The organism is Mycobacterium sp. NGS26 (genome assembly GCF_059813025.1).
The window spans coordinates 592,811-609,747 of record NZ_JCALDU010000002.1; the positions used below are offsets into that span (position 1 = coordinate 592,811).

14 protein-coding genes and 2 pseudogenes are annotated in these 16,937 nt (G+C 68.9%); 11 read left to right on the forward strand and 5 right to left on the reverse strand.

Features of this window, described 5'->3' with window-relative positions; all coding sequences use genetic code 11:
* Positions 1-97: 97 nt before the first annotated feature.
* The 3 genes from AC5Y6X_RS09075 to mptB all read right to left on the reverse strand — a co-directional run bounded on the left by AC5Y6X_RS09075 (position 98) and on the right by mptB (position 3,524).
* Positions 98-808: an ABC transporter permease gene (locus AC5Y6X_RS09075; protein WP_324681464.1), complete on the reverse strand. Its 711-nt coding sequence runs from the start codon at positions 806-808 to the stop codon at positions 98-100.
* Between the two features lie 77 nt (positions 809-885).
* On the reverse strand, positions 886-1,827 hold the full coding sequence (locus AC5Y6X_RS09080) for an ABC transporter ATP-binding protein (protein WP_499985975.1): 942 nt from the start codon (positions 1,825-1,827) through the stop codon (positions 886-888).
* Positions 1,824-3,524, reverse strand: a complete 1,701-nt coding sequence (gene mptB, locus AC5Y6X_RS09085; protein WP_499985977.1) for a polyprenol phosphomannose-dependent alpha 1,6 mannosyltransferase MptB — start codon at positions 3,522-3,524, stop codon at positions 1,824-1,826. The genes AC5Y6X_RS09080 and mptB overlap by 4 nt, the downstream gene beginning before the upstream one ends.
* On the opposite strand from mptB, the gene AC5Y6X_RS09090 reads away from it, so the two are divergent.
* From AC5Y6X_RS09090 to AC5Y6X_RS09120, 7 genes and pseudogenes are all read left to right on the forward strand, one after another.
* Positions 3,518-4,348, forward strand: a complete 831-nt coding sequence (locus AC5Y6X_RS09090; RefSeq protein ID WP_499986484.1) for a helix-turn-helix transcriptional regulator — start codon at positions 3,518-3,520, stop codon at positions 4,346-4,348. The two genes, mptB and AC5Y6X_RS09090, sit on opposite strands and share 7 nt — an antisense overlap.
* Positions 4,345-6,933 carry a Fe-S cluster assembly protein SufB gene (sufB, locus tag AC5Y6X_RS09095; protein WP_499985979.1) on the forward strand — a complete coding sequence of 863 codons (2,589 nt, stop codon included), beginning with the start codon at positions 4,345-4,347 and terminating at the stop codon, positions 6,931-6,933. The genes AC5Y6X_RS09090 and sufB overlap by 4 nt, the downstream gene beginning before the upstream one ends.
* Positions 6,934-8,121, forward strand: coding sequence for a Fe-S cluster assembly protein SufD (gene sufD, locus AC5Y6X_RS09100; protein ID WP_499985981.1), 1,188 nt, complete (start codon positions 6,934-6,936; stop codon positions 8,119-8,121).
* The gene (gene sufC, locus AC5Y6X_RS09105) at positions 8,118-8,900 is read left to right on the forward strand and encodes a Fe-S cluster assembly ATPase SufC (protein WP_499985984.1); all 783 of its coding nucleotides are present in this window, start codon (positions 8,118-8,120) and stop codon (positions 8,898-8,900) included. The genes sufD and sufC overlap by 4 nt, the downstream gene beginning before the upstream one ends.
* 2 nt (positions 8,901-8,902) lie before the next feature.
* Complete coding sequence (locus tag AC5Y6X_RS09110; protein ID WP_324681357.1) at positions 8,903-10,150, forward strand: cysteine desulfurase; 1,248 nt, start codon at positions 8,903-8,905, stop codon at positions 10,148-10,150.
* Positions 10,147-10,630, forward strand: a pseudogene (sufU, locus tag AC5Y6X_RS09115) (Fe-S cluster assembly sulfur transfer protein SufU); the annotation flags it as partial. The gene AC5Y6X_RS09110 and the pseudogene sufU, both read left to right, overlap by 4 nt.
* The gene (locus tag AC5Y6X_RS09120; protein WP_324681358.1) at positions 10,611-10,955 is read left to right on the forward strand and encodes a metal-sulfur cluster assembly factor; all 345 of its coding nucleotides are present in this window, start codon (positions 10,611-10,613) and stop codon (positions 10,953-10,955) included. The pseudogene sufU and the gene AC5Y6X_RS09120, both read left to right, overlap by 20 nt.
* Before the next feature lie 21 nt (positions 10,956-10,976).
* Here the strand turns inward: AC5Y6X_RS09120 and AC5Y6X_RS09125 are convergent, their stop codons facing one another.
* Together AC5Y6X_RS09125 and AC5Y6X_RS09130 are read right to left on the reverse strand one after the other, a co-directional pair.
* A complete protein-coding gene (locus AC5Y6X_RS09125) occupies positions 10,977-11,723 on the reverse strand; it encodes a DUF5666 domain-containing protein (RefSeq protein WP_499985987.1) in 747 nt (248 codons plus the stop codon).
* Positions 11,724-11,834: 111 nt separating this feature from the next.
* Positions 11,835-13,676 (reverse strand): acyl-CoA dehydrogenase, encoded by a 1,842-nt coding sequence (locus AC5Y6X_RS09130; RefSeq protein WP_499985988.1) that lies wholly within the window; start codon positions 13,674-13,676, stop codon positions 11,835-11,837.
* Positions 13,677-13,797: 121 nt separating this feature from the next.
* Between AC5Y6X_RS09130 and trxA the strand changes: the two genes are divergently transcribed.
* From trxA to AC5Y6X_RS09150, 4 genes and pseudogenes are all read left to right on the forward strand, one after another.
* On the forward strand, positions 13,798-14,148 hold the full coding sequence (trxA, locus tag AC5Y6X_RS09135; protein WP_499985989.1) for a thioredoxin: 351 nt from the start codon (positions 13,798-13,800) through the stop codon (positions 14,146-14,148).
* Between the two features lie 19 nt (positions 14,149-14,167).
* Positions 14,168-14,995 (forward strand): annotated as a pseudogene (locus tag AC5Y6X_RS09140) (enoyl-CoA hydratase); the annotation flags it as partial.
* Between the two features lie 21 nt (positions 14,996-15,016).
* Positions 15,017-16,645 (forward strand): ABC-F family ATP-binding cassette domain-containing protein, encoded by a 1,629-nt coding sequence (locus tag AC5Y6X_RS09145; RefSeq protein WP_499985991.1) that lies wholly within the window; start codon positions 15,017-15,019, stop codon positions 16,643-16,645.
* Positions 16,646-16,745: 100 nt separating this feature from the next.
* Positions 16,746-16,937: a helix-turn-helix domain-containing protein gene (locus AC5Y6X_RS09150; RefSeq protein ID WP_420715977.1), complete on the forward strand. Its 192-nt coding sequence runs from the start codon at positions 16,746-16,748 to the stop codon at positions 16,935-16,937.

The following is a 16,937-nucleotide window of genomic DNA, read 5'->3' on the forward strand; positions in this document are numbered from 1 at the left end:
ACACCGTCGTCGGCGTGTCGTGTGCGTCGTTGCAGCGTCGCGCGACGGGGCGTCAAGCGGCGTGGCGTCAAGCGGCAGGCCGTCAGAGGCCCGGCCGTCAGGTGAAGCGGAACCAGCGCAGCGCGGCCAGCGCCGCCGCCGCGCCCCACGCCGCCAGGACGACGACGCCGAACCAGTCCACCGACAACGTCATCGCCTGCGACAGCGCCTCGGTGAGCGCGTCGGACGGTGTCAGCCGGGCGGCCCATGTGAATCCCGGCGGGATCATCTTGATTTCCAGGGTCAGCGCGGCGAACCCGGCGAAGACGAACGACATCAGGTTGGCCACCACGAGCACGATCTCGGCCCGCAGCGTGCCGCCGAGCAGCAGGCCGAAGGCCGCGAAGCAGGCGGTGCCCAGCGCGATGATCACCGCGCCCAGCGCCAGCGCCGCCACGGAGGGCCGCCAGCCGAGCGCGAACCCGATGGCGCCCAGGATGATCGCCTGGATGAACACCACGGCGATCGTCGCCAGCGTCTTGCCGGCGATGACTCCCCAGACCGGCAGCGCGGTGGCGCCCAGCCGTTTGAGTGCGTTGTAGCGGCGGTCGAACGCGAGCGCGATCGCCTGCCCGGTGAACACCGTGGAGATCACCGCGAGCGCCATGACGAAGGGGACGAACGTGGCGGCGCGGTTGTCGCCGAACGATCCGAGCGGCAGCACCGTCAGGCCGACCAGCAGCGTGATCGGGATGGCCAGCGTCAGCAGGAACTGCTCGCCGTTGCGCAGCAGCAGCTTCAACTCGAGCGCGAACTGGGCGGCGAGCATGCGCGACACGGCGCTCGGGCGCGGGTCGGGGGTGAACGTGCCCTCGGGAAAAAGCGGGCCGCTCGTCTGTGTCGTGCTCACGGGCGCACCTCCCTGCCGGTCAGGTCGATGAACACGTCCTCGAGGCTGCGTTGCTCGACCCGCATGTCGGTGGCCAGCACGTCGATCTGCGCGAACCACGCCGCGACGGTCGCGAGCACCTGGGGGTTGATCGGGCCCTCGACCAGGTACCCGCCCGGCGTCGTCTCGCTGGCCTTGTAGTCCTCCGGCAGGGCGGCGGTCAACAGGGACAGGTCGAGCCGCGGCGGCGCGGTGAAGCGCAGCTGGTCCTTGGCGCCGGCGCGCTTCAGCTCCGCCGGCGTGCCCGAGGCCACGGTCACGCCGTGGTCGATGATGACCAGCCGGTCGGCCAGCTCCTCGGCCTCCTTGAGCTGGTGGGTGGTCAGCACCACCGTCACGCCGTCGCGGCGCAGCGCCTCGATCAGCTCCCAGACCACGAGGCGGGCGTGGGCGTCCATGCCCGCGGTCGGCTCGTCGAGGAACACCAGCTCGGGGCGGCTGACCAGCGCGCAGGCCAGCGCCAGCCGCTGTTGCTGGCCGCCGGATAGCCGCCGGTAGGTGGTGCGGGCGGCGTCGGTGAGGCCCACGATGTCGAGCAGCCATGCGGGGTCCAGCGGGTCGGCGGAGTAGGCGGCCACGAGGTTGAGCATCTCGCCGGCACGCGCCGTGGGGTAGCCGCCCCCACCCTGCAGCATCACCCCGATGCGGGTGCGCAGCGCGGCGTTGTCGGCGATGGGGTCGAGCCCGAGCACCTCGATTTTGCCGGCGTCGGGGCGGATGAAGCCCTCGCACATCTCGACGGTCGTGGTCTTGCCGGCGCCGTTGGGGCCCAGCAGCGCCAGGACCTCGGCGGCGTGCACGTCGAGGTCGAGGTTGGACACGGCCTTGGTCGCGCCGTATTGCTTGCTGACCCCGCGCAGTCGCACGACCGTGTCGGGGGTGTGGGGGCGCGAGCTCACGTGGAATCAGCGTAGGCGTCGGGTGCGGCCTCGGAACTAGGGGTCGGTCTCGGGGCCTCGCCGTTCGGCCTCGTGGCGGGCACCGGCTCCGGGCCGCGGCCGCCGTTGGGCAGCGGCCGCCACGGCAACCGGGTGTACGTCAGGGCGATGAGCGCCACCACGATGACGGTGCTGGCCAGCGTGGCATCCACGATCTGGAACAGCGCGAACCGGTCGCCGTTGGCCGTCGGGCCGAAGATGCCGACGACGAGGGTGATGACGATCGCGGCCACCCGGAAACCGGTGCGGGTGGCCCAGGCGGCCAGCGGGATGATCGCCCACAGCAGATACCACGGCTGCACCACGGGGAACAGCAGCACCGTGATGCCCAGCGCGACGCCGAGCCCGCCGATCGGGTGCAGCCGGCCGCGGAAAACGGCCACCAGCAGCCACACCACCAGCACCATGATGATCAGCACGCCGATGCCACGCGTCAGGGCCAACACGGCGGTGGTGTGATCGCCCAGCCCCAGCAGGATGCCCACCTGCCCGGTGCCCAGGGCCAGCAGCGTGGGCGGCGACATCCAGCTCCGGACGACGTTCGCGGTGCCCAGCGTGTAGATCCAGCCGAACCCCAGCCCGCTGGCCCAGCCGACGAGGGCCATCACCGACAGGGACAGCGCCGCCATCCCGCCGCCGGCCAGCAGCAGCGCCCGCAGGTTGCCGCCGCAGCGATGCGCCAGCGCCATCGTGACGAACCCGAGCGCCAGCAGCGACGGCAGCTTCACCTGCGACGACAGGGTGATCAGGATCGCGCCTGCCAGCAGCATGCCCAGGGGCTCCCAGTCCGGGCCCAACCGCCACGACCGGGGCAGCACGCGCGGGGAGTCGATGCCACGCAGCGCGAATTCGGCGCCGGCCAGCATCAGCCCGAGCATCAGCGCCTCGTTGTGGATGCCGGCGACCAAATGCATGATCAGCAGCGGATTCGCCGCGCCCAGCCACAGCGCGCTGACCTCGGCGACGCCGCAGCGCCGGGCCAGCCGGGGCGTCGCCCACACGATCAGGCCCACCCCGAGCAGCACCACGAGCCGGTGACACAGCACCGCGGCGACGATGTTCTCGCCGGTCAGGGCCGAGATTCCGCGGCCGATCCACAGGAACAACGGGCCGTAGGGCGCCGGCGTCTCGCGCCACAGGCTGGGCACCGACAGCGTGAACACATGGGAGAGGCCGAGCCCGGACGCCGGGCCCACCCGGTAGGGATCGAGCCCCTCCAGCGAGATCTGGCTCTGCGCCAGGTAGGAGTAGACGTCCTTGCTGTACATCGGCGGGGCGATCAGCAGCGGCAGCGTCCAGACCAGCAGGGTGCGGTCCAGGTCGCCGCGCGACATCCGCCTGCTGCCCAGCGCGAACCGGCCGAGCATCAGCCAGGCCAGCGCCATCATGACCGCCCCGGTCGTCGTCATCGTCAGCGACACCGTCTGGATGCGCGACGGCAGGTTGAGCAGCCGGACCCCGAACGTCGGGTCCTGCACGACGGGCCGGGCGCCGGCGCCCAGGGCGCCGATCGCCATCAGGACGGTGCCGGTGGCGCCGAACAGCCGGGTGCGCCGCAGCGCGGTCAGCTCGGTATCGTTCAGCGGCGTGCCCACGGCCTGCTCGTCGCCGTGCAGGCTGGCGATCGAGGAGCTCAGCGTGTGGTGGCGGCCTGCCATCAGAGCAGCGTAGCCGGTGTGACCAGCGCAACCGTCCACGCAGGGCACCCTTGCTAGACCGATCCCCGGAATTGCGTCACACTGGTGTTGTGAAAATCCCCGCAGCGTCAGCGCAGAATGCTGGCCCGGTTGCCGATGGGCACACTCGCCGGGCCATCGTGCGCTTGCTGCTGGAATCCGGATCGATCACCGCCGGCGAGATCGGTGACCGGCTGGGCCTGGCGGCCGCCGGCGTGCGCCGGCACCTCGACGCGCTGATCGAGGCCGGCGACGCGGAGTCCACGGCCGCCGCGCCGTGGCAGCAGGTGGGGCGCGGCCGGCCGGCGAAGCGCTTTCGGCTGACCTCGGCGGGCCGGGCCAAGCTCGACCACGCCTACGACGACCTGGCGGCCGCGGCCATGCGGCAGCTGCGGGAAATCGGCGGTGAGGACGCGGTGCGGACGTTCGCCCGCCAGCGCATCGACGCCATCCTGGCCGATGTGCCGGCGGCCGACAGCGCCGAGGACGACGACGTCGAGGCGGCCGCCGAGCGGGTTGCCCGCGCGCTGACCAACGCCGGCTACGTCGCCACCACGACGCGGGTCGGCGGGCCGATCCACGGCGTGCAGATCTGCCAGCACCATTGCCCGGTATCCCACGTCGCCGAGGAATTCCCGGAGCTGTGCGAGGCCGAGCAGCAGGCGATGGCCGAGGTGCTGGGGACCCACGTGCAGCGGTTGGCGACCATCGTCAACGGCGACTGCGCCTGCACCACCCACGTACCTCTTACCCCGGCGCCCAGCCCGCGCCGCGACACCACGAGCATCAAAGGAGCGTCCGTATGACACTCACACCCGAGGCCAGCAAGACCGCGACTCCCGTCGCGCCGCTGACCCAGGAAGAGGCCATCGCCTCGCTGGGCCGGTACGGCTACGGCTGGGCGGACTCCGACATCGCGGGCGCCAGCGCGCAGCGCGGGCTGTCCGAAGCGGTGGTGCGCGACATCTCCGCCAAGAAGAACGAGCCCGAGTGGATGCTGCACAACCGCCTGAAGGCGCTGCGCATCTTCGAGCGCAAGCCGATGCCGACGTGGGGCTCGAATCTGAGCGGCATCGACTTCGACAACATCAAGTACTTCGTCCGCTCCACCGAGAAGCAGGCAGCCACTTGGGACGACCTGCCCGAGGACATCCGCAACACCTACGACCGGCTGGGCATCCCGGAGGCCGAGAAGCAGCGCCTGGTGGCCGGCGTAGCTGCCCAGTACGAGTGCCTCGCCGGTGACACCCTGGTCTGGACGGCAAATCGCGGCCAGATCCCCATCAAGGATGTCGAGTTCGGCGACCGCGTCTTCGCCTACGACGAAGGCGCCGAGCGATTTGTGGTCGCGCCGGTCAAGGCGTCGGCTCAGACCGACACCCGGCTCACCTACGCGGTCAAGACGATGCGTCGCAGCATCCGCGCGACCGACAATCACCCGATGCTGGTGCTGCGCGACGAGCGCAAGCCGGGTCGCCAGCGCAGCCGCTACGCGCGTCGGTGGGTGACTGTCGGCGAGATCAAGCCGGGCGATTTCATCGCCGTGCCACGGCGGGTGCCCGAATTCGGTGCGAGCGCTGACCTTCCGAGCGTTCCTGGCTTCAAGTCGCCGGCAACGAGTTCCGTCGACCTGATGTGGCTGTTGGGCCTGTACATCGGCGACGGCAATTTGCACCTCTCGACGAAGACGTACCGCGTTCAATTCGCCATCCCGGCAACCGATGTCGAGCTTCGCGCCGAGGTGGCGCGCGTCGTCGACGACTTGTTCGGGCTCCGTTGCATAGCGGCCGATGAATACCGCATCGTGGTGAACTCCAAGGCACTGACCGAGTTGATTCTGGAGCTCGGCTTCGGCGGACTGTCGCTGACGAAGCGGGTGCCAGACTGGGTTTACGGCTTGCCCGTCGATGAGCGCCTGGCCTTCCTCGGCGGCTGGGTCGACGCCGACGGCTACGTGGGCCCCGCTAAGAGCGGTTCGATCTTGTTGACCAGCGCCAACGAGCCGCTCATCGGGCAAGCCCGTGAGTTGGCACAGCTGTCCGGATTGCGGACTGGTGGGCCGTGGTCGTTCACTCAGCCGCATCGCCACGCGCCCGAGCGCACGCAGATCGCTTGGCGGCTCGGTATTTCCGGGGACTTCGAGCGCCTCGGCTGCCGGAACCTCAAGCGCACCGACCGCTTTGGTCGTCGTGGTTACTTCCATTCGTCGAATGGAGCGCACGGCACGACGATCCGGGTGCATTGCAACGATTGGCTCGGCTTCGAGCGGGTCAAGTCCATCGAGCCGTACGCTGTGGAGCCCGTCTACGACATCGAGGTCGACGGGCCGCACAACTTCGTCGCCGAAGGCCTGGTGGTGCACAACTCAGAGGTCGTTTACCACCAGATCCGGGAAGACCTTGAACAACAAGGGGTTATCTTCCTCGATACCGACACGGGTCTGCGGGAGCATCCCGAGATCTTCAAGCAGTACTTCGGCACCGTGATTCCGGCGGGGGACAACAAGTTCTCCGCGCTGAACACAGCCGTGTGGAGCGGCGGGTCGTTCATTTATGTCCCGCCGGGCGTGCACGTCGACATCCCGCTGCAGGCCTACTTCCGGATCAACACCGAGAACATGGGCCAGTTCGAGCGGACGCTGATCATCGTCGATGAGAACGCTTACGTTCACTACGTGGAAGGCTGTACAGCTCCCGTTTACAAGTCGGATTCGCTGCACTCCGCGGTGGTCGAAATCATCGTAAAGCCCGGTGGCCGTTGCCGTTACACAACGATTCAGAACTGGTCGGGCAACGTCTACAACCTGGTCACCAAGCGGGCCCGCGCCGAGGCCGGCGCCACCATGGAGTGGATCGACGGCAACATCGGGTCGAAGGTGACCATGAAGTACCCGGCGGTGTGGATGACCGGCGAGCACGCCAAGGGCGAGGTGCTGTCGGTGGCGTTCGCCGGCGAGGACCAGCACCAGGACACCGGCGCCAAGATGCTGCACCTGGCGCCGAACACGTCGAGCAACATCGTGTCCAAGTCGGTGGCGCGCGGCGGGGGCCGCACCTCCTACCGCGGACTGGTGCAGGTGAACAAGGGCGCACACGGATCGCGCTCCAGCGTGAAATGCGATGCGCTGCTGGTCGATACGATCAGCCGCAGCGACACCTACCCGTACGTCGACATCCGCGAGGACGACGTGACGATGGGCCACGAGGCCACCGTGTCGAAGGTCAGCGAGAACCAGTTGTTCTACCTGATGAGCCGCGGGCTGACCGAGGACGAGGCGATGGCCATGGTGGTGCGCGGCTTCGTCGAGCCGATCGCCAAGGAGCTTCCGATGGAGTACGCGCTGGAGCTCAACCGGCTGATCGAGCTGCAGATGGAAGGCGCGGTCGGGTAAGTGACGGAATTGACCGAAGCGGTTGAGGGTTCGTCGCTCGCCGCTGCCAACAAGGGCGAGCTCTTCTCGTCCTTCGACGTCGACGCGTTCGAGGTGCCGCACGGCCGCGACGAGATCTGGCGGTTCACCCCGCTGCGCCGGTTGCGCGGCCTGCACGACGGCTCGGCGCCGGCCACCGGTAGGGCGCAGATCGACGTCGCCGAACAACAGGGCGTGCACGTTGAGACCGTGCGCCGAGGCGACGAGCGGCTCGGTCGGGGCGGCGCGCCCACCGACCGCGTTGCGGCCCAGGCGTTTTCGTCGTTCAACAATGCGACGGTGGTCACCGTCGGGCGCGACACGCGGATCGCCGATCCGGTGAACATCACCGTCACCGGGCCCGGCGCGGGCGCGGTGGCCTACGGGCATCTGCAGATCCGCGTCGAAGAGCTCGGCGAGGCCGTCGTGGTCATCGATCACCGGGGCGGTGGGACCTACGCCGACAACGTCGAGTTCGTCGTCGACGACGCCGCGCGGCTCACCGTCGTGTGGATCGCCGACTGGGACGACGACATGGTCCACGTGAGCGCGCACCACGCGCGGCTGGGCAGGAACGCGGTGCTGCGGCACGTCGCGGTCACGCTGGGCGGCGAGGTGGTGCGGTTGTCGGCCGGCGTGCGGTACTCGGGGCCCGGCGGGGACGCGGAGCTGCTGGGGCTGTACTTCGCCGACGACGGTCAGCACCTCGAGTCGCGGCTGCTGGTCGACCACGCCCACCCCGACTGCAAGTCCAACGTGCTGTACAAGGGTGCGCTGCAAGGGGATCCGGAGTCCGCGCTGCCCGACGCGCACACCGTGTGGGTGGGCGACGTGCTGATCCGCGCCGAGGCCACCGGCACCGACACCTTCGAGGTCAACCGCAACCTGGTGCTCACCGACGGGGCGCGGGCGGACTCTGTCCCCAACCTGGAGATCGAGACCGGCGAGATCGTCGGCGCCGGGCACGCCAGTGCCACCGGGCGTTTCGACGACGAGCAACTGTTCTATCTACGCTCCCGCGGCATCCCGGAAGACCAGGCCCGCCGGCTGGTGATCCGCGGCTTCTTCGGCGAGATCATCTCCAAGATCGCCGTGCCCGAGGTGCGGGAACGCCTGACCGCGGCCATAGAAACCGAACTGGCCATCACAGAAAAGACGACAGCTTCATGACGACTCTCGAAATCAAGGACCTGCACGTCAGTGTCGAGAACCCGACCGCCGCCGACGGCGAACGGGAGATCCCGATCCTCAACGGCGTCAACCTGACCGTGAAATCCGGTGAGACGCATGCGTTGATGGGCCCCAACGGCTCCGGCAAGTCGACGCTGTCCTACGCGATCGCCGGCCACCCCAAGTACCGGGTCACCTCCGGCTCCATCACGCTGGACGGCGAGGACGTGCTGGCGATGAGCGTCGACGAGCGCGCCCGGGCCGGGATATTCCTGGCCATGCAGTATCCCGTCGAGGTGCCCGGCGTGTCGGTGTCGAACTTCCTGCGCTCGGCGGCCACCGCGGTCCGCGGCGAGGCCCCGAAGCTGCGGCACTGGGTCAAAGAGGTCAAGTCGGCGATGACGTCGCTGGAAATCGACCCGGCCTTCGCCGAGCGCAACCTCAACGAGGGCTTCTCCGGCGGCGAGAAGAAGCGCCACGAGATCCTGCAACTCGAACTGCTCAAACCCAAGATCGCCGTCCTGGACGAAACCGACTCGGGGCTGGACGTCGACGCGCTGCGGGTGGTCAGCGAGGGCGTCAACCGCTACGCCGAGACCGAGCACGGCGGGATCCTGCTGATCACGCACTACACCCGCATCCTGCGCTACATCCACCCGGAATACGTGCACGTCTTCGTCGGCGGCCGCATCGCCGAATCCGGCGGCCCGGAGCTGGCCGACGAGCTCGAGCAGAACGGCTACGAGCGCTTCTCCCAAGCGGCGGCCGCGGGGGCGTAACCATGGCGGCGGCACACCTGGACGTCGACGCGATCCGTGCGGACTTCCCCATCCTCAAGCGGGTGATGCGCGGCGGAAATCAGCTGGCGTACCTGGATTCCGGCGCCACGTCCCAGCGCCCGCTGCAGGTGCTCGACGCCGAGCGCGAGTTCCTGATCACCTCCAACGGCGCCGTTCACCGCGGCGCGCACCAGCTGATGGAGGAGGCGACCGACGCCTACGAGCAGGGCCGCGCCGACATCGCGGCGTTCGTCGGCGCCGATCCCGACGAGCTGGTCTTCACCAAGAACGCCACCGAGGCGCTCAATCTGGTGTCATACGTGCTGGGCGACAACAGGTTCGAGCGCGCGGTGTCGCAGGGCGACGTCACCGTCACCACCGAGCTCGAGCATCACGCCAACCTGGTGCCGTGGCAGGAACTGGCCCGGCGCACCGGGGCGACGCTGCGCTGGTATGGGGTCACGGAGGACGGGCGCATCGACCTGGACTCGCTTGAGCTCGACGAGCGCGTCAAAGTCGTTGCGTTCAGCCACCATTCGAACGTGACCGGCGCGCTGGCGCCGGTGGCCGAGCTGGTCGACCGGGCCCGGGCGGTGGGCGCGCTGACCGTGCTCGACGCCTGCCAGTCGGTGCCGCACGAGCCCGTCGATCTGCACGCACTCGGCGTCGATTTCGCCGCGTTCTCCGGACATAAGATGCTGGGCCCCAACGGGATCGGCGTGCTGTACGGTCGCCGTGAGCTGCTGTCGGCGATGCCCCCATTTCTCACCGGCGGTTCGATGATCGAGAACGTGGCCATGGAGGCCTCCACCTACGTGCCGCCGCCGCAGCGGTTCGAGGCGGGCACCCCGATGACCTCGCAGGTGGTCGGGCTGGCCGCGGCGGCCCGCTATCTGGACGCCATCGGCATGGAGGCCGTCGCCGCCCACGAACGCGAACTGGTCGCCGCCACCATCGACGGCCTGTCCGGCATCGACGCGGTGCGCATCGTCGGGCCGGCGTCGATGGAAAACCGCGCCTCCCCGGTGGCATTCGTCGTCGACGGGGTTCATGCGCACGACGTCGGCCAGGTGCTCGATGACGAGGGCGTCGCCGTGCGGGTCGGGCACCATTGCGCGCTGCCCCTGCACCGCAGGTTCGGCCTGGCGGCCACCGCGCGGGCGTCGTTCGCGGTGTACAACACCGCCGACGAGGTCGAGCGACTGGTGGCCGGGGTGCGGCGTGCCCTGGACTTCTTCGGGGGGGCCTGAACGTGCGCCTGGAGCAGATCTATCAGGACGTGATCCTCGATCATTACAAGCACCCGCAGCACCGGGGGTTGCGGGAGCCGTTCGGCGCGCAGGTCTTTCACGTCAACCCGGTCTGCGGTGACGAGGTCACCCTGCGCGTGACCCTGTCCGGCGACGGCGAGACCGTCGCGGACGTGTCCTACGACGGGCAGGGCTGCTCGATCAGCCAGGCTTCCACGTCGGTGCTCACCCAGCAGGTGATCGGGCAGAGCGTCGGCGAGGCGCTCAAGACCGTCACCGCGTTCACCGAGATGGTGTCCTCGCGGGGCACCGTCGAGGGTGACGAGGACGTCCTGGGCGACGGCATCGCCTTCGCTGGAGTGGCCAAGTACCCGGCGCGGGTGAAATGCGCGTTGCTGGGCTGGATGGCGTTCAAAGACGCACTGGCCCAGGCCAGCGCAAGCTTCGAGGAGGACCAAAAATGAGCGAAACGACCGCACCAGACGAATTGCTCGCCGACGTCGAGGAGGCGATGCGCGACGTCGTCGACCCCGAACTGGGGATCAACGTCGTCGATCTCGGACTGGTCTACGGACTGAGCGTCGAGGAGGGCGACGAGGGGACCGTCGCCCTGATCGACATGACGTTGACGTCGGCGGCCTGCCCGCTGACCGACGTCATCGAGGACCAGTCGCGCAGCGCCCTGGTCGGCGCCGGGCTGGTCGACGACCTGCGGATCAACTGGGTGTGGAACCCGCCGTGGGGCCCGGACAAGATCACCGACGACGGGCGCGAGCAGCTGCGCGCCCTCGGCTTCACGGTCTGAATTCGCCGCCCCGCTAAGCCACTAAAGGTGGAGGTGGGGCAGGTGCAGGTGGTGGTGCGGGTGCCCCATCGGCGGGCATCCTTCCAGGCTGATCGTCGTCGCGTGCAGCACGCCGCCGTCCTGCGTCCCCTGGGCGCCCATGCATTTTCCGTGCACGATCGCCTGAGCGCTGCTGGGTGTCTGCCTGTTGTAGGACGTCGTGTTGGCGACCGTCACGTCGGTGGGAGCGGCCGGGCCGCCGGGGCCGATGCCGGTGACGGCGATGGTGTTGCCCGACACCGAGGCGACCGTGCCGAAAAACCCGGCCGGCGGCGGGCATTTGCCGTCGACGGCGCCGGTGATCGTCACGGCCTGGGCGATGATCCCGCCACCGGTCGGAGCGCTCTGCGGCGTGCCCCGCACGTTGATGCAACTGCCGGGCGTGACGTCGCTCAGCCGCGCCGGGCTGACGTCGACGACCCGGGTCGACGGCGTGAAGTCCACGGTGGCGGACCCGGTGCGGGTCCTGAGCGCGATCGTTTCGCCCGACACCGACTCGACCAGGCCCTCGACGTAGTCCTTGCCCACCGGAGGCGGCGCCGGCGCCGGTGCGGGCGCCGCGCTGGGGGCTGAGCTCGGGGGAAGCGCCGTCACGGTCGGCTTTCCCGTGTTGCTGGTGCTGGACGTGCTGTCCGAGGGGCCGCACATGGCGACGCCCAACGCGATCGCGACGAGCACCCCGACGATCGCGAATTGCGCCAGCCGGGGTCTGCTCGTGATGGTAGGCATCGACGTTTCTCCGATCGCCCGTTCAGCCTGCGCAGTCGGGTACCCCCGAAACGGGGTTTCTCACAAGCGCGCCGACCTATGTGACAGCAATCACCCGCTGAGGTCGGGCTCTCAGAACGCGTCCTCGGGCAGCCGCATGATGTCGTCGTCGAGGGTTTCGATGATCTGGCGCAGCGAGGTCAGCCTCGGCAGCATGTTCTTGGCGAAGAACGCCGCGACCGCAACCTTGCCCCGATAGAACGCCTCGTCGTCCTTTGTGGCGCCATTCGCCGCCGCATCGGCCAGCGCGGTGTGCGCGATGCCGGCCTGCACCAGCAATCGCCAGCCGATGAGCAGGTCGCCGATGGCGAGCAGGTAGCGCACCGACGCCAGCCCCACCTTGTAGATGTCGGTGGGCTGCTGGGTGGCGGACATGAGAAATCCGGTCAGCGCGCCCGTCATCGCCGTGGCGTCGTCCAGCGCGGTTTGCAGCAGCCCGGCCAGCGGCTTGAGCGCCTCGTCACACGTGTCGATGGTCTGGCCGATCTGAGCCGTCACGAACTGCAGCGCCTCGCCGCGGTCGCGGACGATCTTGCGGAAGAAGAAGTCCAGCGCCTGGATCGCGGTGGTGCCCTCGTAGAGCGAATCGATCTTGGAGTCGCGGATGTACTGCTCCAGCGGATAGTCGACCAAAAAGCCCGAGCCGCCCAGCGTCTGCAGCGACTCCGTCAGGATCTCGTAGGCCCGTTCGGAGCTCACCCCCTTGACGATCGGCAGCAGCAGGTCGTCCACGCGGTGCGCCATGTCGTGATCTGCGCCCGAAACATGTTGCGCGACAGCATCATCCTGGTGCGCGGCGGCGTACAGATACAGCGCCCGCAGACCCTCGGCGTACGCCTTCTGGGTCATCAGGCTGCGGCGCACATCGGGATGGTGCATGATCGTGACCCGCGGCGCGGTCTTGTCGGCCATCTGGGTGAGGTCGGCGCCCTGCACCCGCTCCTTGGCGTACGCCAGCGCGTTCAGGTACCCGGTCGACAGGGTGCCGGCGGCTTTGACGCCGATCGTCATGCGGGCGTGCTCGATCACGGTGAACATCTGCGCGATCCCGTTGTGCACGCCGCCCACCAGGTAGCCGACGGCGGGCACATCGGTTGCCCCGAAGGTCATTTCGCACGTCGGGGAGGACTTGATCCCCATCTTGTGCTCGAGCCCCGTCGCGAAAACCCCGTTGCGGGGCCCGAGTTCGAACGTGTCGGGGTCGAAGAGGTAGTTGGGAACGTAGAACAGGCTCAACCCCTTGGTGCCCGGGCCGGCGCCCTCGGGCCGGGCCAGCACCAGGTGGAAGATGTTCTCGGCGGTGTTGCCCACGTCGCCACCGGAGATGAACCGCTTGACCCCCTCGATGTGCCAGGTGCCGTCGGGTTGCTCGACGGCCTTGGTGCGGCCGGCCCCGACGTCGGAGCCCGCGTCGGGCTCGGTGAGCACCATGGTGGACTCCCAGCCGCGCTCCACGCCGGCCGCGGCCCATCGCCGTTGTTCCTCGTTGCCCTCGATGTAGAGGGCCTGCGCCAGCACCGGGCCCAGGTGGTAGAAGTTCGCCGACGGATTGGCGCAGATGATCATCTCGTTGACCGCCCACGCCAGCGGCGCGGGAGCTGGCATGCCGCCGATCTCCTCGGCCATGCCCAGCCGCCACCAGCCCGCCTCCTTGATCGCCTGCACCGTCTTGGCCAACTCGGGCGCGACGCTGATGGTGTGGGCCACCGGGTCGAACACCGGCGGGTTGCGGTCGGCGAACGCGAAGGATTCGGCGACCGGCCCCTCGGCCAGGCGGGCGGCCTCGGCCAAGATCGTGTGGACGGTGTCGGCATCGAGGTCGCCGTAGGCCCCGGTGCCGAGGACGGCGCCGATGTCGAGGACCTCGAACAGGTTGAACTCCAGGTCGCGCACGTTGGCGATGTAGTGGCCCAAGTCAATTCCCTCGCTGGTTCGCTAGAGGAGGATCGTTCGCCGTAAGTGTGTCCGACGTGGGAAAACGTACGCAACCGTAACCTGCGGGAACATCGGGGCGGCCCGGCTCGTTGGGCGAACTGTGACAACACGCGATCTCACTGCCGAGCAGTTCAACGAGACCATCGAGGGCAACGACATCGTCCTGGTCGATTTCTGGGCCTCGTGGTGCGGACCGTGCCGCCAGTTCGCGCCGACCTTCCAGGCGTCGTCGGAGAAACACCCCGACATCGTGCACGCCAAGGTCGACACCGAGGCCGAACAACAGCTGGCGGCGGCGGCCCAGATCCGGTCGATACCCACCCTGATGGCCTTCAAGAAGGGCAAGCTGCTGTTCAACCAGGCCGGGGCCCTGCCGCCGGCGGCGCTGGAGGACCTGGTGCAGCAAATCAAGGCGTTCGACGTGGACGCCGCCCAGGCCGAGCAAGGCTGACACCGGGTTTTTCCCCGGTGCGCGCTACCGTGCACGGGTGAGTTTGGTACTCGTCGAACAGCCGCGGCCCGGCGTCGCCCTGATAACCCTCAACCGGCCCGAGCGGATGAACTCCATGGCGTTCGACGTCATGGTCCCGCTGAAGGAGGCCCTGGAGAAGGTCACCTACGACAACTCCGTGCGCGTGGTGGTGCTGACCGGGGCCGGCCGGGGGTTCTCGTCGGGCGCCGACCACAAATCCGCCGGCACCGTGCCGAACGTCGACGGCCTCACCCGGCCGACCTATGCGCTGCGCTCGATGGAGGTGCTCGACGACGTCATCCTGGGGCTGCGGCGGCTGCACCAACCGGTGATCGCGGCGGTCAACGGCCCGGCGATCGGCGGTGGGCTGTGCCTGGCGCTGGCCGCCGACATCCGGGTCGCCTCGACCAACGCCTACTTCCGCGCCGCGGGCATCAACAACGGCCTGACCGCCAGCGAACTCGGGCTGAGCTACCTGCTGCCCAGGGCCATCGGATCGTCGCGCGCGTTCGAGATCATGCTGACCGGCCGCGACGTGTCCGCCGAGGAGGCCGAGCGGATCGGGCTGGTGTCGTGCCAGGTTCCGGAGGCCCAGCTGCTGGACACCTGCTACGCGATCGCGGCCCGGATCGCCGCGTTCTCGCGGCCGGGAATCGAGTTGACCAAGCGCACACTGTGGGCTGGACTGGACGCCGGTAGCCTGGAAGGGCACATGCAAGCCGAGGGCTTGGGTCAGCTTTTCGTCCGTCTGCTCACCGCCAACTTCGAAGAAGCGGTTGCCGCGCGCGCGGAACGGCGCCCGCCGGTCTTCACCGACGACAAATAGTTTTATTTCAGGAGAGCGATCGTGATCACGGCCACGGACCTCGAGGTCCGCGCGGGTGCGCGCATCCTGCTCTCACCCGACGGCCCGGACCTGCGGGTGCAGCCCGGCGACCGCATCGGGCTGGTCGGGCGCAACGGCGCGGGCAAGACGACCACGCTGCGCATCCTGGCGGGGGAGAGCGAGCCGTACGCCGGCTCGGTCACCCGCACCGGCGAAATCGGTTACCTGCCACAGGATCCCAAGGAGGGCGATCTCGACGTGCTGGCCCGCGACCGGGTGCTGTCCGCGCGCGGCCTGGATGTGTTGCTCACCGACCTGGAAAAGCAGCAGGCGTTGATGGCCGAGGTCGCCGACGACGACGCCCGTGACCGCGCGATCCGTCGCTACGGCCAGCTGGAGGAGCGGTTCGTGGCGCTGGGCGGATACGGCGCCGAAAGCGAGGCCGGTCGCATCTGCGCGAGTCTCGGTCTGCCGGAACGGGTCTTGACGCAGCAGCTGCGCACGCTGTCCGGCGGGCAACGCCGCCGGGTCGAGCTGGCGCGCATCCTTTTCGCCGCGTCGGACAGCGGCGCCGGCTCGTCGACCACGCTGCTGCTGGATGAGCCCACCAACCACCTCGACGCGGATTCGCTTGGCTGGCTGCGCGATTTCCTGCGCGCACACACCGGCGGGCTGGTGGTCATCAGCCACAACGTCGAATTGATCGCCGACGTCGTCAACCGGGTGTGGTTCCTGGACGCCGTGCGCGGCGAGGTCGACATCTACAACATGGGCTGGCAGAAGTACCTCGATGCCCGCGCCACCGACGAGCAAAGACGCCGACGCGAACGCGCCAACGCCGAGCGCAAGGCGGCCGCCCTGCGCACGCAGGCCGCGAAGCTGGGCGCCAAGGCCACCAAAGCCGTTGCGGCCCAAAACATGTTGCGCCGCGCCGACCGGATGATGGCCGCGCTCGATGAGGAGCGCGTCGCCGACAAGGTGGCCCGCATCAAATTTCCCACCCCGGCCCCGTGCGGGCGCACGCCGCTGGTGGCCACCGGGCTGGGCAAGTCGTACGGGTCGCTGGAGGTGTTCACCGGCGTGGACCTGGCGATCGACCGCGGCTCGCGGGTGGTGGTGCTGGGGCTCAACGGCGCGGGCAAGACCACGCTACTGCGACTGCTGGCCGGCGTCGAGAGTCCCGACACCGGGGGGCTCGAGCCGGGACACGGTTTGCGAATCGGATATTTCGCGCAGGAGCACGACACCCTCGACGACGACGCCACGGTGTGGGAGAACGCCCGGCACGCCGCACCCGACTCCGGCGAGCAGGACCTGCGCGGCCTGCTCGGGGCCTTCATGTTCAGCGGCCCGCAGCTCGACCAGCCCGCCGGCACCCTGTCCGGTGGGGAGAAGACCCGCCTCGCGCTGGCCGGCCTGGTGGCGTCCACGGCGAACGTCCTGCTGCTCGACGAACCGACCAACAATCTGGACCCGGCGTCGCGCGAACAGGTTCTCGACGCGCTGCGCAGCTATCGCGGCGCGGTGGTGCTGGTGACGCACGACCCCGGGGCGGCCGAGGCGCTCGACCCGCAACGCGTCGTGCTGTTGCCCGACGGCACCGAGGACTATTGGTCCGACGAATACCGGGATCTGATCGAGCTGGCTTGATCTTGATGTCGCCGCAGCCGATTTCGCGAAATCGCCCACGCGGTTCACGGGGGTTCTTACTCTATGGGCTTGGGATCGTGTTCGAGCGTGGAGGGCCCCAGTGAGAAAGTCGAAGAAGACACGCGACCAGTTGCTGCACGAGCTACGCAACGCCTATGAAAGCGGGGCGAGCATCCGCAATCTGGTCGCCACCACCGGCAGGTCGTACGGGTCGATTCACAGCATGCTGCTCGAGTCGGGCACCACGATGCGCAGCCGCGGCGGGCCCAACCACATCTCCCGCCGCCGATAG